Origin of the sequence: Pseudonocardia oceani, assembly GCF_019263585.2 — a bacterium.
In the GTDB taxonomy this organism is placed as follows: domain Bacteria; phylum Actinomycetota; class Actinomycetes; order Mycobacteriales; family Pseudonocardiaceae; genus Pseudonocardia; species Pseudonocardia oceani.
This window is the reverse complement of record NZ_JADQDF010000001.1, coordinates 3595255-3617778: the sequence shown is the minus strand read 5'-3', so window position 1 is coordinate 3617778 and position 22524 is coordinate 3595255. Positions and strand designations below refer to the sequence as shown.

Here is a 22524-nt window from a genome sequence, read left to right as displayed (position 1 = left end):
AGCGTCGCCGGCATGAGCGACGACGCGCCCGGCCTCCTGCACCGCCTCCGCGCACCGCTGGGTGCGCCCGGCTGGCGACGCACCGCGCTGCTGCGCCGGGTCGCGGCCGGCCTGCTGACGGTGCTCGCCCTCGCGCTGGCGCTCGCCCCGCAGGCCCGCGGCACCCCGGTCGTCGTCGCGGCGGCCGACCTCCCGGCGGGTGCCACCCCGCCCGCGGCCGCGCTTGCCGTGCGCGAGTGGCCGCCCGACCTCGTCCCGGCGGGCGCGCTCGTCGCGGTCGCCGACGTCGCCGACCGGGTGCTGGTCGGCGCGGCGCGGGCCGGGGAGCCGCTCACCGACGCCCGTCTCACCGGCGGTGCGGGCGCGCCCGGCGCGGCGCCGCTGCCCGACGACGAGGCCGCCGTGCCGGTGCGCCTCGCCGACCCCGACGTCGCCCCGCTGCTGGTGGCGGGCCGCCGCGTCGACGTCGTGACGCTCGGGGAGCGCGCCGGCGAACCGCTCGTGCTGGCGTCGGACGCCGAGGTCGTCACCGTCCTGCCCGGGCCGCTGGTGCTGGTCGCGATGCCGCGGGGGCTCGCCGCGCGGGTCGCCGCTGCGGCCCTGTCGGACCAGGTCGCCGTTACCCTCCGGTGAGATCGGCGACGATCACCGACGAGATCGGCACGCGGACGACCCCGAGGAGCACGATGATCAAGGGTTTCAAGGACTTCATCCTGCGCGGCAACGTCGTCGACCTCGCGGTCGCCGTCGTGATCGGCACGGCGTTCGCGGCGATCGTGTCCGCGTTCACCGACGGGATCGTCCAGCCGCTGATCAACGCCGTGTCGCCGCCGGAGAGCGCGGGGCTGGGCTTCGCCCTCGTGCCCGGCAAGGAGAGCACCTACATCGACTTCTCCGCGGTGATCACCGCGGCGATCAACTTCCTGATCGTGGCCGCGGTCGTCTACTTCATCATCGTGCTGCCGCTCAACACGATCAAGGAGCGGCGGAAGAAGGGCGAGGAGGCCGGCCCGGCCGAGCCCACCGACGTCGAGCTGCTGGGTGAGATCCGCGACCTGCTCCGCGCCCAGGGCGACCGGACCCAGGGCGACCGGACCCTGGGTGAGCGAACCGTGGGCGAGCGGACCGTGGGCGAGCGGACCGTGGGCGAGCGGACCGTGGGCGACCGGACCGTGGGCGACCGGACCGACGGGACGCCGCGGGCCTGACCGGCGGGGCCCCGGCCCGCCGCCTCCGCTCCCCCTCCCGCGCGCGTTTCCGGGTCCCGCGCGCCGAACAGGCTCCCGCGCGCCCCCGGGGCACCGCGGGAGCAGGAAACGCGCGCGGCAGCCGGGAACGCACGCGGGAACGCCCGCTGCTCCCCCGCAGCCGCCCCGCGCCGACCGTCCGCGCCGCCGGTTCGTGATCGCCGGGACCGCGCCACCGGCGCCCCCCCCCCCCCCCCCCCCCCCCCCCCCCCCCCCGCACGACCACCACGTCACAGTCCCGGCGATCGCCGACGGCGCCCGGCTGAACCTGTCGGCCCGGCGCGGGTGGGCGGCCCCGGTCGCTCCGGCTGGATCAGTGGTCGGCCCCTCGGGCCGGTCGCCGCCGTCCCCCGCCCTTCCCGCGCGCCGAACAGGCTCCCGCGCGCCCCCGGGGCCCCGCGGGAGCAGGAAACGCGCGCGGCAGCCGGGAACGCACGCGGGAGCGCCCGCTGCCGCCGGACCCGGACGGGCGGGCCGGGTCAGCGGTCGTGGTGCGGCGGGCGGTCGGCGAGGAGCTGGGCCTCGTTGTCGTCGGGCACCGGGTCGCGCTCGTCGCCGGTGGTGTCGGGCAGCGCGTCGCCGAACACCGCGGCCAGCCGCCGGCGCTGCTCCTCGGACATCTCCGGGGTCGGCTGCGGGGCGTCGGCGGGCGGTTCGGCAGGCGACGGCTCGACGGACAAGGGGGAGCCCTAGTCCAGCCCGGACAGCTCGGCGATCACGTGGGCCACCAGCGGCGTCAGCGTGGCCATGCCGTCGCGCACGGCCGCGCGCGAGGGCGCGAGGTTGACCACGAGCGTGCTGCCCGAGACCCCGACGAGCCCGCGGGAGAGCCCGGCGTCGACGGCGCCCGCCGCCAGGCCGGACGCGCGGATGGCCTCGGCGATACCCGGGATCGGGCGGTCGAGGACACCTGCGGTGGCGTCGGCGGTGACGTCGCGCGGCGACACCCCGGTGCCGCCGACGGTGACGACGAGGTCGACCCCGCCGATCACCGCGGTGTTGAGCGCGTTGCGGATGGCGACCGGGTCACCCGGCACCACCACGGCGGCGTCGACGACGAGGCGGGCCTCCTCGAGCAGCTCGGTGACCAGCGGGCCGATGCTGTCCTCGTGCTCGCCGTGGCTCACGCGGTCGTCGACGATCACGACCAGTGCCCGACCGATCTGGGGTCCCGCCATTTCCATGGGCTCACCGTAGCGGCCTCACGCAGTGCGAACCCCGCAGGCCGTCGCGCCCCGTCCGGCCTAACGTGGCCCGGGTGCGCATCCTGATCACGGGCGGGGCGGGCTTCATCGGCTCGCACGTCGCCGACCACCTCGCCGCCGACGGCCACGACGTCGTCGTGCTCGACGCCCTGCTCCCCCAGGCGCACGACGGTGCCCCGGCCTGGACGCGCGACCACGAGTTCGTCGAGGGCGACGTCCGCGACCCCGACGTGCTCGCCCGCCTGCTGCCCGGCGTCGACGCCGTGTGCCACCAGGCGGCGATGGTCGGGCACGGCGTCGACCCGTCCGACGCCCCGCAGTACGCGAGCCACAACGACCTCGGCACGGCGGTGCTGCTGGCCGCCATGCACGCGGCCGGCACCGGGCGCCTCGTGCTGGCCGGGTCGATGGTCGTCTACGGCGAGGGGAGGTACACGTGCGGCGAGCACGGCCCGGTCCGGCCGGGCCCGCGCCGCTTCGCCGACCTCGACGCCGGGCGCTTCGAGCCGCCCTGCCCGCACTGCGGCGCGCCCCTGGAGCCCGGGCTCGTCGGCGAGGACGCCCCGCTCGACCCCCGCTCCACCTACGCGGCCACGAAGCTCGCGCAGGAGCACCTGGCGTCGGCGTGGGCGCGCCAGACCGGCGGCACGGTCTGGTCGCTGCGCTACCACAACGTCTACGGCCCGCGGATGCCCCGCGACACCCCCTACGCCGGCGTGGCGTCGATCTTCCGCTCGGCGCTGGAGCGCGGCGAGGCCCCGCGGGTCATGGAGGACGGGCGGCAGCGGCGCGACTTCGTGCACGTCACCGACGTGGCCGCGGCCAACGCCCTCGCTCTGGGCACCGACCCCGCGGAGGGCGTGCTCGTGCCGGTCAACGTCTGCTCGGGCGAGCCGCACACCATCGGCGACCTCGCCGCCGCGCTGGCCGCCGCGATCGACGGACCGGCCCCGGTGGTCGTGGGCGGCGCCCGCCCCGGCGACGTGCGGCACGTCGTCGCCGACCCGGCCCGCGCCCGCGAGCTGCTCGGCTTCCGCGCCCGCACGGGCTTCGCCGAGGGCGTCACGGCCTTCGCCACGGCGCCCCTGCGCTCCCCCGCCGGGCACCCGGCCCGGTAGGCACTCAGGCCAGCGGCAGCCGCACCTCGAAGCGGCAGCCCGGACCGTGGTTGCGGGCGTCGATCTCGCCGCCGTGCGCCGTCACCAGCCCGCGCGCGATGGCCAGCCCGAGCCCGCCGTGCGAGCCGTCGCCCGGCGTCCGGGCCCCCTCGCCGCGGAAGGCGACGTCGAAGACGCGGCCGAGCTCGGCGTCGGGGATGCCGCCGCAGGCGTCGTCGACGCGCAGCCAGCCGCGGTCCCCGTTCACCCCCGCCGCCACGACGACCGCCCCGGAGGGCGGCGTGTGCCGGATCGCGTTGGACAGCAGGTTGCGCACCACACGCGCGAGCTCGGCGCCGCTGCCGCACACCACCGGCCAGCGGCAGTCGCGCGCGGCTTCGACGCGCACGCCCTTGCGCGCCGCCGCCACCGCCTCGACGGCCACGGCCTCGGACACCACCTCGTGCAGCGGCACCGCCGCGAGCGTCAGCGTCAGCGCGCCGGACGTGATCCGCGACAGCTGGAACAGGTCGTCGACCATGCCGGACAGGCGCACGGTCTCCCCGCGGATCCGCCGCGCGTACTCGGCGACGTCCGCGGGGTCGCTGACGACGCCGTCGGTCAGGGCCTCGCTCATCGCGCGGATCCCCGCGAGCGGCGTGCGCAGGTCGTGGCTGATCCACGTCACGAGCTCGCGCCGCGACGCCTCGGCCGCCCGCTCGGCGTCGTGGGCCTCGTGCAGCCACATGACGTCGTTCGCGATGCCGCGCCCGAGCATCATCGCCGCGGGCACCGTCACGGCCGCGACCACCGCGCAGACGACGACGAACCCCGCGAGCTGCGGCGTGTACATGAACCCGCTGACGCCGATCAGCCCCGTCAGCGTGGCGACGACGGGCACCAGCACGAGCACGGTGACCGCGGCGGTGAGCGAGCGGCGTCGCATCCGCGCGAGCAGCAGCCCGCCCAGCAGCGCCACCGGCACCGAGAACGCCACGGCCAGCGGCACCGAGGCGAGCAGCCAGGCGATCACGGCGCGCCGTCGTAGCGGTACCCGACGCCCCAGACCGTCGCGATCCGCACCGGCGACGTCGGGTCGTCCTCGATCTTCTCGCGCAGCCTGCGGACGTGGACGGTGACCGTCGACTGGTCCCCGAAGTCCCAGCCCCACACGCGTTCGAGCAGCTCGGCGCGGGTGAACACCTGGCCGCGGCGGCGCACGAGGAAGGCGAGCAGGTCGAACTCGCGGACGGTCAGCGCCAGCTCCCGCTCCCCCAGCGACGCGCGGCGGCCGGGGATGTCGACGCGCAGCGCACCGTCGACGACGGGGTCGATGCCGGTCTCGCGCACCGGCCGCTCCCGCGAGCGCCGCAGCACCGACGCCACGCGCAGCACGAGCTCGCGCGGGCTGAACGGCTTCGTCACGTAGTCGTCCGCGCCCAGCTCCAGGCCCAGGACGCGGTCCTCCTCCTCGCCGAGCGCGGTGAGCATGACGATCGGGACGCCGACCGACCCGCTGCGCAGCCGTCGGCACACCTCCAGCCCGCCCAGGCGCGGCAGCATCAGGTCGAGGACCACGACGTCGGGCACGCGCCCGGCGACCGCGCGCAGCGCCGCCTCCCCGTCCCCCGCCACGACGACGCGGTAGCCCGCGCGGTCGAGGTAGCGGCGGACGACGTCGCGGACGGTGACGTCGTCGTCCACGACGAGCGCGAGCGGGCGGTCGTCCATGGCGCCAGGCTAGGGCGCCCGCCGCGGTCTCCCGCGGACGTCACCGATCGGTAAGCCGATCCGCCGCGCGGCACTGCGTCGAACGGCCTAGCTTCACGATCATGCGGCCCGCCGTCGACGTCGTCCTCCCGTGCCTCGACGAGGCGCAGGCCCTGCCCGGGGTGATCCGCGCGCTGCCGCCCGGGTTCCGCGCGCTCGTCGTCGACAACGGCTCGCGCGACGGCACCCCGGAGGTCGCGCTCGCCCACGGTGCGCGGGTGGTGCACGAGGCGCGCCGCGGCTACGGCGCGGCGGTGCACGCCGGACTGGAGGCGGCCACCTCCGCCGTCGTCGCCTTCCTCGACGCCGACGGCTCGCTCGACCCCGCCGAGCTGCCGGGCATGGTCGCGCTGCTCGACGGCGCCGACCTCGTGGCGGGACGGCGCCGGCCGCAGGGCCGCGGCGCCTGGCCGTGGCACGCGCGCGCCGGGAACGCCGCGATCTCCGCGCTGCTGCGCCGCCGCGGCGTCGCGGTGCACGACATCGCGCCGGTCCGGGTGGCCCGGCGCACCGCGCTGCTCGACCTCGGCGTCACCGACCGCGCCTTCGGCTACCCCCTGGAGCTGCTGGTCCGGGCCGGGGCGGCCGGGTGGCGGATCACCGAGGTCGACGTCGGGTACCGCCCGCGCACCGGGGGCCGCTCGAAGGTGTCCGGATCGGTCCGCGGCACCGTGCGGGCCGCACGGGACATGGCAGGAGTGCTCCGATGACCGGGTTCGGGATGACGGGGCCTGCTCTGCTCGTCCTCGCCAAGGCCCCCGTCCCGGGCCTGGTCAAGACGCGGCTGTGCCCGCCGCTCACGCCGGAGCAGGCCGCCGACCTGGCTGCCGCCGCGCTGCTCGACAGCCTCGCCGCGGCGTCGGCCGTGCCCGGTGGCACGGCGGTGGCCGTGCTCACCGGGGATCCCGCCCGCGCCGCCCGCGGCCCGGCCGTCGGCGCCGCCCTGGCCGCGGTCGCCGTGGTGGCGCAGCGCGGCGAGGGCCTCGGCGCCCGCATCGCCGCCGCCCACGCCGACGCCGCCGCCCTGCTGCCCGGCCGGCCGACGCTGCAGATCGGCATGGACACCCCTCAGGTCACCGCCGGCCTGCTCGCCGACGCGGCCGCGCGGCTGGCGGACGTCGACGCCGTGCTCGGGCCCGCGACCGACGGCGGCTGGTGGGCGCTGGGCCTGCGCGACCCGGCCGGAGCCGCGTTCGTCGCGGAGGTGCCGACCTCGCGCGACGACACCGGCGCCCGCACCCTCGCGGCCCTGCGCGCGGGTGGGCTGCGCGTGGCCCTGCTGCCGGAGCTGTCGGACGTCGACACGGTCGACGACGCGCTCACCGTCGCCGCCCTGGCTCCCGGCACCCGCTTCGCCGCCGCCGTCCGCCGCCTGCCCGTGCCGGCCGGACGCGCGTGACGGCCTCCTTCGCCCGCGCCCTGTCCGGGCAGCACGCCGTGCTCGTGCGCAGCGACGGCGGCACCTCGCGGCTCGACGTCGAGCGCTGGCGCGGGGCCGCCGCGGGCGAGGACGCGTGGCTGCTCGACCGCTGCCGCGGCGCGACGATCGACCTCGGCTGCGGTCCCGGCCGGCTCGTCGAGGCGCTGGCCGCGCGCGGCATCGAGACCCTCGGCGTCGACGCGGCGCTGGAGGCCGTGGCGCAGTGCACCGGGCGCGGCGTTCCCGTCGTCCACGCCGACGTCTTCGCCCCGCTGCCCGGCGAGGGCACCTGGGCGCACGTGCTGCTCGCCGACGGCAACCTCGGCATCGGCGGCGACCCGGCCGCGCTGCTCGCCCGTGCCGCGCTGCTCGTCGCCGACGGCGGGACGCTGCTGGTGGAACTCGACCCCGCCGAGCCCGGGCTGTGGCGCGGCGAGGCCCGCGTCCGCAGCGACGACGCCCTGACCCCGCCGTTCCGGTGGGCGTGCGCCGGGCCGTCGGCGCTGCCGGGGATCGCGGCCCGGGCGGGGCTGCGGGCCGCCGCGCACTACCGGGGCGTGCGCCGCTTCGTCGAGCTGACGGCGGTGGACGGGGATCACGAGCGGGACCGCGCCGGTGCCGGGAGGGGGTGTCGGCACCGGCGCGGCCCGCTGGTCCCGGAGCGTGGGGCACCACGCGGGACCTGCGCACACGACACCATCCCGGCACCCGCACCGCAAGAGCCGGGGTGATCAGTACACAGAGGACGCAGCGCGGTCAGCCCGTCTCGCCACCGAGGGTGACCACGACCTCCTGACCGTCCACGATCAGGGGCACCTGGTCGCCGGGTGCGTTCTCCCGCACGGCCGCGATCAGGTCGTCACCGTTGCTCACGGTGCGGTCACCCACCCGTGTCACGACCTGCCCCGGCCGCAGCCCGGCCGCCTCCGCGGGCCCGCCGGGCACGATCGACACGAGCGTCGCCCCGGACAGCTCGCCGCCGCGGCTGACCCCGGCGCCGAGCACCGCGCGGGTGGCGCGGCCGGTGGTCTCGAGCTCCTGTGCCGTGCGCCGGGCCTGGTTGACCGGGATCGAGAAGCCGACGCCGATCGAGCCGCCCTGGTCGCCCGTGGTCGCGATGACCGAGTTGATGCCGACGACGCGGCCCTGCATGTCGGTCAGCGGCCCACCGGAGTTGCCGGGGTTGATCGCCGCGTCGGTCTGCAGCGCCGACAGGACGGTGGCCTCGCTCGCGCCGGACTCCTCGCCCACGCTCACCGCGCGGTCGACGGCGCTGATGATCCCCGAGGTGACCGAGCCGCCCAGGCCCAGCGGCGACCCGAAGGCGACGACGGGCTGGCCGACGCGCACGGCGTCGGAGTTGCCGAGCTCGATCGGCGTCAGTCCGGAGACGTTCTGCGCCCGGATGACGGCGAGGTCGGAGCTGGGGTCGCGCCCGACGAGATCGGCGGACGCGGTGCTGCCGTCCTGGAAGACGGCGACGATCGAGCCGCCGCTCGCCGCCGCCTCGACGACGTGGTTGTTGGTGAGCAGCAGGCCGTCGGCGCTGAGCACCATGCCCGAGCCCTCGCCCGCACCGGACGGACCCTCGACGAGCAGCCGCACGACCGAGGGCAGCACGCGCGCGGCCACCGCCTCGACCTCGCCGACGGGCGCCGACGACTCCGCGACGTCCGGCACCGGCGCGCCGAGCACGCCCGACGAGCCGCCGCTGCCCCCGCTGCCACCCCCGGCGAGCGTGGCGCCGACCGCGCCGCCCACCCCGCCGCCGAGCAGCGCGGCCACGAGCCCGACCGCGACGAGACCGCCCCGGCCCCGCCTGCGCTCCGGCGCGGAGGGGGCGCCCTGGTGCGCGCCGTAGCTGCCCGTCCCCTGCTGCCCGGCGCCCTGCGCGTACTGCCCGGAGCCGTAGCCCGGTGCGGCGCCGTAGGCGGTGGTCGGCGGGCCGTACCCGCCGGGTTGAGACCCGTAGCCGCCCGAGCCGTGGGGGGCGGCCGCGTACCGGCCCGACGAGGACGGGCCCGACCCGTACTGCCCGCCGTACCGGCCCGACCCGTACTGGCCGCCGCCGTACTGGTCGGGCTGCCCGCCCCCGTACTGCTGCTGCGGCCCCGGCCCGGTCGGCTGATCCGCGGGCGACGAGGGCGACGAGGACGCCGGCGACCCGTACGCGCGGGGGTCATCGGGAACGGCTCCCTGCGCATCGGAGCCGGGGGTGTCGTTCGCCATGACCTCACCACGTTCGAGGGGTGCGCCGGTCGCGGACCCGCCCCGCCAGCGTAGGACGGGCCCGACGCTACTGCCCGGTGTGCGGGACCCCGCCCGGGGCGCGTCCGGGAAGCCGCAGCGTCAGCCGCGCACCGCCGTCGGGGCCCCGGCCGGCCCACACCGCTCCCCCGTGCCGCACCGCGACCTGGCGCACGATCGCGAGCCCCAGTCCGGAGCCGGGCATGGTGCGGGCGCGGTCGGCGCGGTAGAAGCGGTCGAACACGCGCGGCAGGTCCTCGTCGGCGATGCCGGGGCCCTGGTCGGTGACCTCGAGCAGCACCGACCACCCGTCGAGCACCCGCATCGCCACCGTCACCGTGCCGCCCGGCGGGCTCCACTTCACCGCGTTGTCGAGCAGGTTGAGCACCGCGCGCTCCAGCGCCGTCTCGTCGCCCATGAGGGTCCACGGCACGACGGTCACGTCGAAGGCGGTGTCGCCCGCCCGGCGCTTGACCCGCTCCAGCGCCCGGTCGACGACGTCGGTCAGCTCCACCGGCTCGTGCACGACGAGCGGGGCGTCGTCGCGGGCGAGCTCGGTGAGGTCGCCGACGAGCGTCGTGAGCTCCTCCACCTGCGCGTGGACGTCGGCGAGGATCTCGACGCGATCGGCGTCGGGCAGCGTCGGCGCGCCCGGCCGGCTGGCGGCGGCGAGCAGCTCCAGGTTCGTCCGCATCGACGTCAGCGGGGTGCGGAGCTCGTGCCCGGCGTCGGCGACGAGGCGCCGCTGCTGCTCCTGCGACGCCGCGAGCGTCCCGAGCATCTCGTTGAAGCTCATCGTGAGCCGGGCGAGCTCGTCGGCCCCGTCGACGGGGATCGGCCGCAGGTCGCCCGTGGCCGCCACCCGCTCGGTGGCCGAGGTCAGCCGCTCCACCGGTCGCAGACCGGCCCGGGCCACGGCGACGCCGGCGAGCCCGGCCACCGCGATCCCGATCACGCCGACGACGGGCAGCGCGAACGCCAGCTTCGCCAGCACCTGCTGGGTCGGGTCGAGCCGCTGACCCATGACGAGCGCGCGGCCCTCGCCCGCCTGCACGGCGACGACGCGGTAGGGGTCGCGCCCGATCGAGGCCGTGCGCACCGACGACGAAGCCAGCCCTCGCGCCACCTCCAGCTCCGGACCCTCGATCGGCGGCGCGGACAGCTGTCCCTCGGCCGACTGCGCGCTGCCGTTCGCGGCGAGCAGCGCGATCCGGATGTCGCCGGCGCCCAGCACCTCCGGCGGGATCGTCGAGAGCTGCAGCGGGTCGGCCAGCTCGCTCTGCGCGGCCGCCAGCGCGCGCTGGAACAGGTTGGAGTCGAGCGTCGCGAGGATGTTGGAGCGCACCGTCAGGAACGCGGCGAGCGACACGAGCGCCACCGCGAGCGCCGCCACCAGCGCGGCGAGGATGCCGATCCGCGAGCGCAGCGAGAAGCGGTCGAGCATCTCGACGCGCGCGACCGAGCCGTCGGGCCGGTTCACGCCGCCGCCCTCACGGCGGGGTGTCCCGCAGGACGTAGCCGACCCCGCGCACGGTGTGGATCAGCCGCGGCTCGCCCTCCGCCTCGGTCTTGCGGCGCAGGTACCCGATGTAGACCTCCAGCGCGTTGCCGGTGGTCGGGAAGTCGTAGCCCCACACCTGCTCGAGGATCTGCGACCGCGACAGCACCCGCCGCGGATTCGCCAGCAGCAGCTCCAGCAGCGAGAACTCGGTGCGGGTGAGGCTGATCGCGCGGTCGCCGCGGCGGACGTCACGGGTGTCGGGGTCGAGCGAGAGGTCGGCGAACCCCAGCACCTGGCTCTGCCCGGCCGCCGCGGCGATCTCGTCGGGGGTGCGGCGGCGCAGCAGCGCCCGCAGCCGCGCCAGCAGCTCCTCCAGCGCGAACGGCTTGGGCAGGTAGTCGTCGGCCCCCGCGTCGAGCCCGGACACCCGCTCGGACACCGCGTCGCGCGCGGTGAGCACCAGGATCGGCAGGGCGTCGCCCGCGCCGCGCAGCCGCCGGCAGACCTCCAGCCCGTCCAGGCGCGGCATCATCACGTCGAGCACCATCGCGTCCGGGCGCTGGGCCTCCACCGCGTCGAGCGCGGCCTGCCCGTCCACCGCGACGTCGACGTGGTAGCCGTGGAAGGCGAGCGACCGGCGCAGCGAGTCGCGCACGGCCCGGTCGTCGTCGACCACGAGGATGCGCATGGGGCCCAGTGTGGACGCCGTGCCTGAGACGCGACTGAGAGGCCGGGGGCGGGAGGGAGGCCTGGAGTCAGGCGTCGTCGAAGGACGCCAGGTAGTTCGCCGCCATGTCGTCCTCGCCGTGCCCGGCGCCGGCGGTGCGGTGGAAGCGGGCCGCGGCCGCGGGCGCGAGGTCGAGCCGGACCCCGGCCCCCTCGGCCGCGGCGGAGATGAGGTCGCCGTCCTTGGCCGCGTTGGCCACCGAGAAGCTCGGCGTCCAGTCGCGCTCACGGATGGCCTTCGCCTTGGCCTGCAGGTAGGGCAGGTCGAGCGGGCCGCCGCCGACGGCGTCGAGGAAGGCCTGCGGGTCGACGCCCAGCCCGTCGGCGAGCGCCACCGCCTCCCCGGTGGCCGCGGTGATCGCCAGCACCCAGCTGTTGACGACGAGCTTGAGCCGGCTCGCGGCCAGCCCGCCCGCGGTGTCGGCGACCCAGCGCGTCTCGCGGCCGACGGCGTCGAACACCGGCTGCACGACGTCGCGGACGCCGGGCGAGCCCGCGGCCAGCACCAGCAGCGTGCCCTGCTCGGCGGGCGCGCGCGTGCCGACCACCGGGGCGTCGACGAACGACAGCCCGCGCTCCGAGGCGATCGCCAGCAGCGCGGTCTGGTCGACGCCCGCCGTCGTCATCTGCGCCCAGACCTGGCCGCCCGAGGGCTGCGCCTGCTCCATCACGTCACGCACGTGGTGCCCGTCGCCGAGCATCGTGACGATCACGTCGGCGCCCTCGACGGCCTCGGCCGGGGTCGCGGCGACGACGGCGCCGGCCTCCCCGAGGGCCAGCGCCTTGTCGGCGGTGCGGTTCCAGACGCGCAGCGGGAGCTCGGCGGCGAGCAGGTTGAGCGCCATGCCCGAGCCCATGATCCCGGTGCCGAGCAGGGCGACGGTGGGGGTCTTCGTCATGGCGCCGACGCTACGCGCGGGCCGCGACCGCGGTGGGGCAGGATCATGGAGTGGGCTTCGTTCCGCTCGTGCTGGTGTTCGTCGCCCTCCTGCACCTCTACGTCTACCGCCGGGCCGTCCGCGCGCTGACGACGGACCGCCGCGTGCGGCTCGCCGGCGCCGCCGTGATCACGCTGCTGGGCCTCACCGTGGCCGCCGCCCTGCTCACGCGCGGCGCGCTCGCGCCCGACACCGCGCGCCCGCTGCACTACGTCGGCTTCTTCTGGCTGGCGCTGCTCGTCTACCTCGCCAGCGTGCTCGTGCTCGGCGAGCTGGTGCGGCTCGCGGTGCGCTTCCTGCGCGGGCGGCCGTCGGAGGACCGGCGGCGGTTCCTGTCGCGGGTGGTCGCCGGCACCGCCGCGGTCACGGCCGTGGGCATCGTCGCCTACGGCGCGGTCGTCGCCCGGCAGCCCCGCGTGGAGCGCCGCGAGGTGCTGCTCGACCGCCTCGACCCCGCCTTCGACGGCTTCACGATCGCCGCCGTCTCCGACATCCACCTGGGTCCGCTCGTCGACGGCACCGACGTCGCCGGGTTCGTGGCGATGATCAACGGGACGGCGCCGGACGTCGTCGCGGTGGTGGGCGACCTCGTCGACGGCAGCGTCGCCGAGCTCGGTGCCTACGCCGCGCCGCTCGCCGACATCACCGCGCCCACGTACTTCGTCACCGGCAACCACGAGTACTACTCGGGCGTCACGCAGTGGGTGGAGTTCCTGCCGACGCTGGGGATCCGCGTGCTGCGCAACGAGCGCGAGGAGATCCGCCGGGGCGACGCCGTGCTGCACCTCGCGGGCTGCGACGACCGCACCGCCGCGGCGTCCGGCGTCCCCGGGCACGGCTTCGACCTCGACGCCGCGCTCGCCGGCCGCGACCCCGCGCAGCCGGTGGTGCTGCTGTGCCACCAGCCGGTGATGGTCGACCGGGCCGCGCGCGCCGGCGTCGACCTGCAGATCTCCGGGCACACGCACGGCGGGCAGCTGTGGCCGCTCACGCAGGTGGCGCTCGTCGACCAGCCGGTGCTGGCCGGGCTCGTCCGCGTCGGCCCGACCTGGCTCTACGTCACGCGCGGCACGGGGTTCTGGGGCCCGCCGGTGCGCGTCGGCTCGCCGCCGGAGATCACGCTCCTGACGCTGCGCTCACGGGATCAGGGATCACGCTGACCGGCCCTTGGGCGCCGCCCGCACGTGCATCTTCTCCCCCTGCTTGCCGAACAGGCTGAGCATCTCGACGGGCCGGTCGTCGGCGCGGCCGAACCAGTGCGGCAGCCGGGTGTCGAACTCCGCGGCCTCCCCCGCCCGCATCGTGAAGTCGTGCTCGGCGAGCACCACCCGCAGCCGCCCGGACAGGACGTAGAGCCACTCGTAGCCCTCGTGGGTCTGCGGCGACGGCTCGGAGCGCGGCGAGTCGGCCGGGATCGTCATGCGGTAGGCCTGCAGCGGACCGGTCTGCAGCGTCAGCGGCTGGAACACGACCCCGCCGCGCTCGAACGTCGGCAGCCGCACCCGCGGGTCCTCCACCGGCGGCGCCCCGACGAGCTCGTCGAGCGGCACCCGGTGCGCCCGCGCGATCGGCAGCAGCAGCTCCAGGCTCGGACGGCGCCCGCCGGACTCCAGGCGCGACAGGGTGCTCACCGAGATGCCGGTGAGCTCGGCCAGGGCCGCGAGCGTGACGCCCCGCTGGCGGCGCAGCCGTCGCAGCCGGGGACCCACCTCGGAGAGAACGTCGTCGTCGGTCATGCCGGCAGTTTGCCATACCGGCAACGTTCCTTGTCGAATTCGGCGAACAGGCGCACAGTCGGGGACATGACGGACTACGACGTACTGGTGGTGGGCGGCGGCGCCGCGGGACTGGGCGCGGCCCTGGCTCTGGGCCGGGCGCGGCGGAAGGTCCTGGTGGTCGACGCCGGACAGCCGCGCAACGCCCCGGCCGAGGGGGTGCACGCCTTCTTCACGCGCGACGGCACGCCCCCCGGCGAGCTCGTCGAGCTCGGGCGTGCGGAGGTGCGGCGCTACGGCGTCGAGGTCGTCGAGGGGCGAGTGCACTCGATCACCCCCGGGTTCACGGCCTCCCTCGCCGACGGCTCGACCGCGCGGGCCCGTGCGGTGCTGGTGACGACCGGGCTCGTCGACGAACTGCCGGAGATCGACGGCCTGCGCGGGCGCTGGGGCCGCGACGTCCTGCACTGCCCCTACTGCCACGGCTACGAGGTGCAGGACCGGGCGCTCGGCGTCGTCGCGACCGGGCCGATGGCGGTGCACCAGGCGCTGCTGATCCGGCAGTGGTCGGCCGACCTCACGCTGTTCCTCAACGACACCGTCGAGCCGACCGACGACGAGTGGGAGCGCCTCGCCGCGCGCGGTGTGTCGGTGGTGACCGGGAAGGTCGAGCAGGTGGTCGTCACCGACGACCGGCTCACCGGCGTGCGCCTCGCCGACGGCACCGTGGTCGCGCGCGACGCCCTGTTCACCGCCGGGTTCCTGCGCGCCTCCAGCGACGTCCTGACCTCGCTCGGCGTGGAGACCGCCGACATGGAGATCGGGGGCGCGGTGATCGGCACGCGCGTGGTCGCCGACGCGACCGGCCGGACCTCGGTGCCCGGTGTGTGGGCGGCGGGGAACGTGGCGGACCCGATGGCGCAGGTGGTCGCGGCGGCCGCCGCCGGAAACTGGGCCGGCGCGCAGATCAACGCCGACCTGGTCGTGCAGGAGACCGACGCGGCGGTGCGGGCCCGCGCCGGGGCGCGGCTGGAGCGGGAGGTCAGCGAGATCGTGCTCGGCGACCGGCGCCACGGGCTGGAGCCGACCCCGCGGTCGTAGCGATCACGCCGGGACCGCTCGTGCCGGCACCGCTCACGCCAGCGCCGCGACGACCGCCCGGGTCGCCTCCGCCACGGTCTCGTCCGACGGCTCGGCCTCCGGGTCGGTCGGCGCGGTGTAGACGGCCAGCAGGATCGGGGCCCGGTCGGGCGGGTGGAGGACGGCGATGTCGTTGCGCTCTCCCTGCCCGCCGGTCCCGGTCTTGTCCCCGACCCGCCAGCCCGCGGGCACGCCGGCCCGGATCGTCGCGGCGCCGGTGGTGTTGGCGAACAGCCAGCCGGTGAGGCGGTCGCGCCCGGCGGGGTCGAGTCCGTCGCCGAGGGTGACCGCGCGCAGGGTCGCCACGACCGCGGCCGGGGTGCTCGTGTCGCGCTCGTCGTCGGATCCGGTGGAGACGTTGAGCTCGGGTTCGAGCCGGTCGAAGCGGGTGGTGGCGTCGCCGGAGCCGCGGACGAACGCCGTCACCGCCGCCGGGCCGCCGAGCAGGTCGAACAGCAGGTTCGCCGCCGTGTTGTCGCTGTGGGTGATGGCGGCCTCGCACAGGGCCGCGACCGTCATGCCGGTGGCGAGGTTCTGCTCCGCGACCGGCGCGTTCGCGATCAGCGCGCTCGCGTCGTAGCGGACGAGGCGGTCGAGCAGCGCCGGGTCGGTGGAGGCGCGCTGCAGCACCGCGGCCGCGATGAACGCCTTGCCCGTCGAGGCGAGCAGGAACCGCTCGTCGCCGCGGTGCGACACGACCGCGCCGGTGCCGGTGTCGAGGGCGTAGACGCCGAGGCGGCCGCCGAAGCGCCGCTCGATCTCGTCGAGCCCGGGGTCGACGGGGGTCGGTGTCGGGCCCGGGCCCGGAGCCGGAGCCGGTGTCGGTGTCGGGACCGGGGCGGGGGCCGCGCACCCCACGAGCGCGGCCCCGAGCCCGACGAGCAGGGTGCGTCGTCCGAACGTCGTCATGATCCGGAGCATGCCGGTGCACCCGCACCCCGTCCGCGCCACCCGTCACCGCCCTGCGCTCGAGCCGGGTAGGACCACTACCATCGACCCGCCGCCCTCGTAGCTCAGGGGATAGAGCACCGCTCTCCTAAAGCGGGTGCCGCAGGTTCGAATCCTGCCGGGGGCACGCAGTTCAGAGGCTCGCGCCCCCGGTCAGGCCGCTCGACGTGGAGCTATACGTGGAGCGAGCCTGCTACCGTCGCTCCATGCCGGGGTCCTCGAAGCGTCAGCGGGGCGAGATCGAGAAGCTGCCCAGCGGCTCGCTGCGCGTCCGCGTTTACGCCGGCCTCGATGCCCTGAGCGGCAAGCGCAACTACCTCGTGGAGACCGTCCCCGCCGGCCCGAAGGCGACTGCAGAGGCCGAGAAGGTCCGGCGCCGGCTCGTCCACCAGGTCGACGAGCGCCGCAACCCTCGCACCAAGGCGACGGTCAACCAGCTGATGGACCGCTACCTCGAGCTGCTCGACGTCGAGGAGACGACGCTCGACCGCTACGAGCAGACGATTCGCGTGCACATCCGCCCGCTGCTCGGGCACCTCCCGCTTGCCAAGCTCGACGGCGAGACACTCGACAACCATCAGGCGATCCTCCGCCGGTGCCGGGCGCATTGCGACGGCCGGCCGTTCGTCGAGCACGCGGCCGATGGCCCGCACCAGTGCTCGGAGAAGTGCCGGCCGCACGTCTGCCGGCCGCTCGCGACGTCGACGATCCGGAAGGTGCACTTCTGCCTCAGCGGCGCACTCGGCCGCGCCGTCCGCTGGCGCTGGATCACGGTCAACCCCCTCGACCAGGCCGAGCCGCCCCGCGGCGGCCGCTCCGACCCGAACCCCCCGACGTCCGATCAGGCGGCAGCGATCCTCAACGCCGCATTCCCGGACTTCATGTGGGGCTGCTTTCTCTGGCTTGCCATGACGACCGGCGCCCGCCGCGGCGAGCTCTGCGCGATGCGCTGGAACCTGCTCGACCTCGACCGTGGCGTCTTGACGATCCGAAGCAGCATCGCCCAGCAGGGCACGCGCACTTGGGAGAAGGACACCAAGACCCACCAGCAGCGCCGGATCGCGCTCGACGACGACACGGTGGCCCTATTGCGGACATGCCGGCGTCAGTGCGAGCAGAACGTCGAGGCTCTCGGGACAGCATTCAGTCTGAATGGCCACATCTTCTCGACGTCCCTGGACCACAGCACTTGGCTTCGCCCATCGTCCGTATCAAACCGCTACGCACGTATGTGCCGCCGTCTAGGTTGGCAAATGAATCTGCATCAGCTCCGGCACTATTCAGCAACCGAACTGATCACAGCCGGGGTCGACGTGCGGACCGTGGCTGGCCGACTCGGCCACGGCGGCGGCGGGTCGACGACGCTGCGCACGTACACCGCGTGGGTTGCCGAGACAGATCAACGGGCCATGAAGTCGCCGGGGGTTCGGATGCCCGCGCCGCCGATCGGCGACCCGGGAGGCGGCGCCTCGGTTGCGCGAAGCGACCCTCCGAACGGGGACAGTCCGTACCAGCGAATCGCGGCCGATCTACGCGCAGCAATCAGCTGTGCTGCGCTGACCGTAAATGACCCGCTGCCCACCGTCGAGACGCTCCAAGCCAGGTACGCCGTATCCGCCGGCACGGCGAACCGCGCGGTTGCACTTCTCAAGGCCGAAGGCCTCGTCATCGCGAGCCGCGGGAAGCGAGCGGTCGTGTCCGCGGCGCCATCGGCAAGTCACACCACGATTGACGCGACAGGCGCGGGGCCAACGAGACGCCGCTTGGCGGCGCTAACTCCAGACTCCCTGATCCAGTAAGGCGATCAATTGCTCAGTCGCCCGAGCGGCGCGGAGAGCATGCGCGGCTTGGTAGGGCGTCGATCTGACGGTGAACCACCGGCGAGCCGGGCGGAAGGTCGTCTCTCGCATCCGGGCAGCGGTTCCGGCCGCGGCACTGACGCCGATCCCCGCCAATGACCACAGCACAGCGCAGCCGCCCTACATGCGCGACGTGTCGTCGGTTGCCGGATGGGTGCGTTGCGTTGTCCGACCATCCGCCGTGACGTTAGCCTGACAGCCGGTCGTGTGGCGATGGGCAGTTACGGTCCCGGTTTCCACTATCGACGGCGAAGGAAGGCACGCGTGACTCTGGAGAGTCCAATTGAAGCTGGCCGCGCTGCACTGCGAGAACGACGGCCTCGCTCCAGTTGTCCATTCGACCTGAACGCTCCGTCGAAATCCGAGAGAGCGAACGCGCTCGCCTGGGTAAGGGCCTGGAGTGACGCGAACCCCCTCCCGATGTGGGCCGACGACGCTAACCCGGATACGGACGCGCCGATTCTGGGCCAGGGCTCGGCTTCGTGGCGTCGAGCCCGCATGGTCGAGGAGTACGTCCAGAAGAGGTACGGCAGCGACATCCAGGTGAGCGCTTCGTGCGAGCCGGAGGACCGCTTCGCCTCAGACCGTGTTTGAGAAGGGTCGGCGTGTCTGCGCCGCGCGGGCCGCGCTCTGGTCCATCGTGGACGGGTGGCTCGGCGTCAGCGGCGGTATCCCTCGGACACCAGCGATGAGCAGTGGGCGTTGATCGAACCGCTGTTGCCCGAGGCCGGGGCGGGTGGGCGTCCGGAGAAGCACCCGCGCCGGGACGTGGTCGACGCGATCCTCTACGTCGTGCGGGCGGGGTGCGCTTGGCGGGCTCTACCAGCGGACTTCCCGCCCTGGCAGACCGTCTACTGGTATTTCAACCGGTGGGAACAGCAGAAGGTCACCGAGAAGATCCTCCCGGTCGTGCGCCGTCAGCTACGTGCCGACGAGGGGCGGGACCCGGAACCGAGCGCGGGGATCATCGACTCGCAGTCGGTGAAGGGTGCCGACACCGTCGGGCAGGACTCGCGCGGCTTCGACGCAGGGAAGAAGATCAACGGCCGGAAGCGGTTCATCGTGACCGACACCCTGGGCCTGCTGTTGACCACGGTGGTGTGCTCGGCGTCGGTGCAGGACCGCGACGGGGCGAAGTCGATCCTGCTCGACCTGTACCTGCGCACCAGGGTGCGGTTCGTCTACGCCGACGCCGGGTTCGCCGGACGCCTGCTGGAGTGGGCGAACACGATCCTGCGCACCAGCGTCGAGGTCGTGCGCAAACCGCCTGAGCAGCGCGGGTTCGCCGTCCTCCCGCGCCGCTGGGTGGTCGAGCGGACACTGGCCTGGCTGACCGCACACCGCCGTCTGGCCCGCGACTACGAACGCCACCCCGCCGTCTCCGAGGCCATGATCCGCTGGGCCGCGATCAACACCATCACCCGCCGCATCGCCCGCGGCAAGCCGGCCGCCCGCCAACAGAAGTACGTCTTCACACCCGCGACTTGATCTTCTCAAACACGCTCTCAGTGATCCGCGAGATTGTCTCCTTGGACACCGACGCCCCATAGATCTCGGCGAAATGCGCCGAGATCTCCCCGGTGGTCATCCCTTTCGCATACAGCGACATCACGATCTCGTCGACATCCGCGAGACGCCGCTGACGTTTCTTCACGATCTTCGGTTCGAAGCTACTGTCGCGATCCCGCGGCACCTCGATCTCGACCTCACCGGCGGCATCCGAGATCACCGTCTTCGAGCGCGACCCATTCCGAACGTTCGTGGTTTCCCGCTCCGGATCTGCCCGGTTCTTGGCATGCCCGAGGTGCTCGGTCATCTCCTCGTTCAACGCGGTTTCCAACGCGCTCTTGGTGAACAGCTTCAGCAAACCGTCCGGTCCGGTCAACGCCAGACCGCGTGCCTTCGCCTCGGCCACCATCGCCGCCGCGGCGGCCTGCTCCGGCGACAACTGCCGCGCTGGCCTCGAGTCATCCCTGCGTGCACTCACAAGATCCGATGTCATCACTCACAGTGCCCATCCCGCCGGACCTCAGCCCGGCGTGTCGGGCCGAAAACACCGATCTTGGGACAGACCCACAGTCATAGAAGCATCTCTCACTGTTTGCTGACCCGCGGCGCCTTACAAAGCGGAGAGCGTTCATAGGGAGCGGGGGAGCGAGGAGGAGCTACGACCCGGGTACGCCGGCACGGTGTAGGTGCGGCGGATCTGCGTCGTCGTATCCCGGACGGGTCACCACGATGCCGTCATCGTCGCTCCAGAGGTACTGCCCGGGCACGAAGCTCGTGCCGCCGAAGGTGACAGGGACGTCGATCTCGCCGGTGCCGCGTGTGGCCCCTCTTCGAGGATTCGTTCCCAGGGCCTTGATCCCCAGATCGATAGCGGTCAGCACGCGGGTGTCTCGCACGGCGCCGGCGATGACCATCCCGGCCCATCCGTTCCGCGCGGCGCGGTCCGCGAGTTGGTCGCCGACAAGGGCACAGTGCAACGACGCTCCGCCGTCGACGACGAGTACCGCACCGCTGCCCGGCTCGGCCACGAGTTGCCGGAGCAGCCCGATGTCCTCGTGGCAGCGGAGGGTACGGATCGGCCCTTCGAACTCGGCGCGGCCACCGTACTGTCGTAGCTGCAGGTCGCAGCTGTCCACGCCCTCACCGCGCTCGTCCATGTAGTCGGCGGTACCCCTGTCCACGTGCGCCTCCCCGTCGAAGAATGTCGTCCGGGGCCGGCCGCGCAGTCCGCTTCCCGGACCGTGCGCCACCTGCCCGGGCCCGTGCCCTTGACGACCTAAATGATCGAATCGTTGCGTAGTCGCCCGATGGCGGCGGCGTCGTACCCCAGGTCGGTGAGCACCTCGTCGGTGTGTTCACCGAGTTCGGGTCCGCTCCACCGAACGCCGCCGGGCGTGTCCGACAGGCGCGGGGCCACGTTCTGCATGGCGAACTCATGGCCCTGACTGTTGCGGGCCCGCACGATGGCGTTGCGGGCGACGAAGTGCTCGTCGGCGAACATGTCCTCGGCGCGGTAGACGCGGCCGGCGGGGACGCCACCCCCGTGCAGCAGCTCCAGAAGCTCGGTGGCGTCGTATTCGGCCGACCACCCGGCGATGAGGCCGTCGAGCTCCTGCTGGCGTTCGCCGCGCGCGTGGTGGGTGGCATAGCGCTCGTCGGTTGCGAGTTCGGGCCGCCCCATGACGTCGGCAAGGCGGCGGAAGACGGTGTCCTGGTTGGCGGCGATGAGGATGCTGCTGCCGTCGGCGGTGGGATAGACGTTGCTGGGCGCGATCTTGGGCAAGATCGCTCCGGTGCGTTCGCGCTGGTAGCGAATGGCGTCCCACTCGGTCAGCGAGGCCTCCATCATGGCGAGCACCGCCTCGTAGATCGCCGAGTCGACGATCTGGCCGCGGCCGGTCGTCCGACGGGAGTTGAGCGCGGCGAGGGCTCCGAGGGCAGCGTAGGTGCCGGCGAGGGAGTCGCCGATGCTGATACCGGCGCGCGACGGGGGCCGGTCGGGCTCGCCGGTGAGGTAGCGCAGACCGCCCATCGCCTCGCCGATCGAGCCGTAGCCGGCACGGGGGGCGTAGGGGCCGGTCTGCCCGAATCCGGTGACCCGGACGATGATCAGTCCGGGATTGGTCTCCCACAACCGTTCGGGGGACAGGTTCCAGCGTTCCAGGGTCCCGGGCCGGAAGTTCTCGATGAGGATGTCGGCCTGGTCGAGGAGCCGCCGGGCGACCTCCTGGCCGGCTTCACCGCGCAGGTTGAGCGTGATCGACCTCTTGTTGCGGGCGATCACCGGCCAGGTGAGTGAGGCGCCATCGGCATTGGCCTGTCCCCACAGGCGCATGGGGTCACCGACGCCGGGGGACTCGACCTTGACGACGTCCGCGCCCAGGTCGCCGAGAAGCTGGCCGCAGAAGGGCCCAGCGATCAGCTGGCCCATCTCGACCACGCGGATGCCGGTCAGCGCACCCGCGGGGGACTCGGGAGACATCAGGTTTCTCCTTCGGGGGCCGCCGCACCGCCGGAGTTCACGAGGACGGTGCGGGCAGCGATGATGTGGGATTGCATGACCGCCCCGGCCCATTCCGGTGCGCCGGCGCGCATGGCGGCGACCAGTTCGCGGTGGTGGCCCATGCTGCGGGCGAGCGCGTCGGGGCTGTAGCGCACGAAGGTGCGCATGACGAGCGGCACCTGTACCACGGTGGCGAGCATCGTGGCCAGTCGCGGGCTGTCGGCGGCGTCCAGGACGCACCCGTGGAAACGGGAGTTGAGCTGGCTGAGTTCCAGGAGATCAGCTTTGCTGCCGCGCTGGGCGCGGGCCTCCATCTGCTCGCACAACTCGGTGAGTGCGTCGGCGTCGGTGGGGCTCATGCGGGTGGCCGCGCGCTGGGCGGCATGGCTCTCGAGCATCACGCGCAGCTCGTAGATCTCATCGAGGTCCTTGACCGACCACCGCGCGACGCGAGCCCCGCGATTGGGCAGGAGCTCGACGAGCCCTTGCGAGGAGAGCGTTCGCAGTGCCTCGCGGACCGGGGTGCGGCTCACCCCGAGCTGCGCTGCGAGCTCGACCTCCTGGATCCGGGCACCGGGTTCCAGATCGCCGTCCAGGATGAACTGGCGTAGCCGCGTCACGGTCTGTTCGGTCGCGGCTACCACATCGTCTCCTCGGTCTGGCTCTCGTCTGCGTCGGTGCCCCGGTGCTCGGCCCCTC

General features: G+C 74.4%; 21 protein-coding genes, 1 tRNA gene and 3 pseudogenes. 11 read left to right on the top strand and 14 right to left on the bottom strand.

The window, feature by feature from the left end:
* Positions 1–12 precede the first annotated feature (12 nt).
* Both I4I82_RS18220 and mscL read left to right on the top strand, forming a co-directional pair.
* A complete protein-coding gene (locus tag I4I82_RS18220) occupies positions 13–633 on the top strand; it encodes an SAF domain-containing protein (RefSeq protein ID WP_218592859.1) in 621 nt (206 codons plus the stop codon).
* Positions 634–686: 53 nt separating this feature from the next.
* Positions 687–1079: pseudogene (gene mscL, locus I4I82_RS18215) on the top strand (large conductance mechanosensitive channel protein MscL); the annotation flags it as partial.
* A 647-nt stretch (positions 1080–1726) separates the two neighbouring features.
* On the opposite strand, the gene I4I82_RS18210 reads toward mscL, so the two are convergent.
* Entirely contained in the window at positions 1727–1927 is a 201-nt protein-coding gene (locus tag I4I82_RS18210; RefSeq protein WP_218593800.1) for a hypothetical protein, read from the bottom strand.
* A gap of 9 nt (positions 1928–1936) precedes the next feature.
* Entirely contained in the window at positions 1937–2425 is a 489-nt protein-coding gene (locus I4I82_RS18205; protein ID WP_372451515.1) for a MogA/MoaB family molybdenum cofactor biosynthesis protein, read from the bottom strand.
* Between the two features lie 80 nt (positions 2426–2505).
* On the opposite strand from I4I82_RS18205, the gene I4I82_RS18200 reads away from it, so the two are divergent.
* A complete protein-coding gene (locus I4I82_RS18200; RefSeq protein WP_218593796.1) occupies positions 2506–3570 on the top strand; it encodes an NAD-dependent epimerase/dehydratase family protein in 1065 nt (354 codons plus the stop codon).
* 4 nt (positions 3571–3574) lie between these two features.
* On the opposite strand, the gene I4I82_RS18195 is transcribed toward I4I82_RS18200, so the two are convergent.
* Positions 3575–4582 carry a sensor histidine kinase gene (locus tag I4I82_RS18195; protein WP_226370125.1) on the bottom strand — a complete coding sequence of 336 codons (1008 nt, stop codon included), beginning with the start codon at positions 4580–4582 and terminating at the stop codon, positions 3575–3577.
* Positions 4579–5280: a response regulator transcription factor gene (locus I4I82_RS18190; protein ID WP_218593795.1), complete on the bottom strand. Its 702-nt coding sequence runs from the start codon at positions 5278–5280 to the stop codon at positions 4579–4581. The genes I4I82_RS18195 and I4I82_RS18190 overlap by 4 nt, the downstream gene beginning before the upstream one ends.
* Positions 5281–5381: 101 nt before the next feature.
* Here I4I82_RS18190 and I4I82_RS18185 point away from each other — a divergent pair, with 101 nt between their 5' ends.
* From I4I82_RS18185 to I4I82_RS18175, 3 genes are read left to right on the top strand one after another with little or no spacing between them, the layout of a single operon-like run.
* A complete protein-coding gene (locus I4I82_RS18185; RefSeq protein ID WP_218593794.1) occupies positions 5382–6029 on the top strand; it encodes a glycosyltransferase family 2 protein in 648 nt (215 codons plus the stop codon).
* Positions 6026–6718 carry a TIGR04282 family arsenosugar biosynthesis glycosyltransferase gene (locus I4I82_RS18180; protein WP_372451514.1) on the top strand — a complete coding sequence of 231 codons (693 nt, stop codon included), beginning with the start codon at positions 6026–6028 and terminating at the stop codon, positions 6716–6718. The genes I4I82_RS18185 and I4I82_RS18180 overlap by 4 nt, the downstream gene beginning before the upstream one ends.
* Positions 6715–7470 (top strand): methionine biosynthesis protein MetW, encoded by a 756-nt coding sequence (locus I4I82_RS18175; protein ID WP_226370124.1) that lies wholly within the window; start codon positions 6715–6717, stop codon positions 7468–7470. Before I4I82_RS18180 ends, I4I82_RS18175 begins: the two co-directional genes overlap by 4 nt.
* A 25-nt stretch (positions 7471–7495) precedes the next feature.
* Here the strand turns inward: I4I82_RS18175 and I4I82_RS18170 are convergent, their stop codons facing one another.
* The 4 genes from I4I82_RS18170 to I4I82_RS18155 form a co-directional block, all read right to left on the bottom strand.
* A complete protein-coding gene (locus I4I82_RS18170; protein WP_218595888.1) occupies positions 7496–8968 on the bottom strand; it encodes a S1C family serine protease in 1473 nt (490 codons plus the stop codon).
* A gap of 67 nt (positions 8969–9035) precedes the next feature.
* Positions 9036–10430 (bottom strand): sensor histidine kinase, encoded by a 1395-nt coding sequence (locus tag I4I82_RS18165; RefSeq protein ID WP_218593002.1) that lies wholly within the window; start codon positions 10428–10430, stop codon positions 9036–9038.
* A 46-nt stretch (positions 10431–10476) separates the two neighbouring features.
* Positions 10477–11175, bottom strand: a complete 699-nt coding sequence (locus tag I4I82_RS18160) for a response regulator transcription factor (protein WP_218593001.1) — start codon at positions 11173–11175, stop codon at positions 10477–10479.
* Positions 11176–11242: 67 nt separating this feature from the next.
* Positions 11243–12112, bottom strand: a complete 870-nt coding sequence (locus tag I4I82_RS18155; protein WP_218593000.1) for an NAD(P)-dependent oxidoreductase — start codon at positions 12110–12112, stop codon at positions 11243–11245.
* A gap of 50 nt (positions 12113–12162) precedes the next feature.
* Here I4I82_RS18155 and I4I82_RS18150 point away from each other — a divergent pair, with 50 nt between their 5' ends.
* On the top strand, positions 12163–13311 hold the full coding sequence (locus tag I4I82_RS18150; protein WP_218592999.1) for a metallophosphoesterase: 1149 nt from the start codon (positions 12163–12165) through the stop codon (positions 13309–13311).
* On the opposite strand, the gene I4I82_RS18145 is transcribed toward I4I82_RS18150, so the two are convergent.
* Positions 13303–13887 carry a helix-turn-helix domain-containing protein gene (locus I4I82_RS18145; RefSeq protein WP_218592998.1) on the bottom strand — a complete coding sequence of 195 codons (585 nt, stop codon included), beginning with the start codon at positions 13885–13887 and terminating at the stop codon, positions 13303–13305. The genes I4I82_RS18150 and I4I82_RS18145 overlap by 9 nt on opposite strands.
* Positions 13888–13953: 66 nt before the next feature.
* Between I4I82_RS18145 and I4I82_RS18140 the strand changes: the two genes are divergently transcribed.
* Positions 13954–14967, top strand: coding sequence for an NAD(P)/FAD-dependent oxidoreductase (locus I4I82_RS18140; protein ID WP_218592997.1), 1014 nt, complete (start codon positions 13954–13956; stop codon positions 14965–14967).
* 33 nt (positions 14968–15000) lie between these two features.
* Here the strand turns inward: I4I82_RS18140 and bla are convergent, their stop codons facing one another.
* Positions 15001–15915 carry a class A beta-lactamase gene (gene bla, locus I4I82_RS18135; RefSeq protein WP_218592996.1) on the bottom strand — a complete coding sequence of 305 codons (915 nt, stop codon included), beginning with the start codon at positions 15913–15915 and terminating at the stop codon, positions 15001–15003.
* A gap of 93 nt (positions 15916–16008) precedes the next feature.
* On the opposite strand from bla, the gene I4I82_RS18130 reads away from it, so the two are divergent.
* The 3 genes and pseudogenes from I4I82_RS18130 to I4I82_RS18120 all read left to right on the top strand — a co-directional run.
* Positions 16009–16081: transfer RNA gene (locus I4I82_RS18130), tRNA-Arg, on the top strand.
* Positions 16082–16160: 79 nt separating this feature from the next.
* Positions 16161–17753 (top strand): tyrosine-type recombinase/integrase, encoded by a 1593-nt coding sequence (locus I4I82_RS18125; protein WP_218592995.1) that lies wholly within the window; start codon positions 16161–16163, stop codon positions 17751–17753.
* Between the two features lie 669 nt (positions 17754–18422).
* Positions 18423–19287, top strand: a pseudogene (locus tag I4I82_RS18120) (IS5 family transposase); the annotation flags it as partial.
* A gap of 12 nt (positions 19288–19299) precedes the next feature.
* On the opposite strand, the pseudogene I4I82_RS18115 reads toward I4I82_RS18120, so the two are convergent.
* From I4I82_RS18115 to I4I82_RS18100, 4 genes and pseudogenes are all read right to left on the bottom strand, one after another.
* Positions 19300–19815 (bottom strand): annotated as a pseudogene (locus I4I82_RS18115) (transposase); the annotation flags it as partial.
* Between the two features lie 163 nt (positions 19816–19978).
* On the bottom strand, positions 19979–20503 hold the full coding sequence (gene rraA / locus I4I82_RS18110) for a ribonuclease E activity regulator RraA (RefSeq protein WP_267461578.1): 525 nt from the start codon (positions 20501–20503) through the stop codon (positions 19979–19981).
* 95 nt (positions 20504–20598) lie between these two features.
* Positions 20599–21804, bottom strand: coding sequence for a CaiB/BaiF CoA transferase family protein (locus tag I4I82_RS18105; protein WP_218591518.1), 1206 nt, complete (start codon positions 21802–21804; stop codon positions 20599–20601).
* On the bottom strand, positions 21804–22469 hold the full coding sequence (locus I4I82_RS18100) for a GntR family transcriptional regulator (RefSeq protein WP_218591519.1): 666 nt from the start codon (positions 22467–22469) through the stop codon (positions 21804–21806). The genes I4I82_RS18105 and I4I82_RS18100 overlap by 1 nt, the downstream gene beginning before the upstream one ends.
* Positions 22470–22524 lie beyond the last annotated feature (55 nt).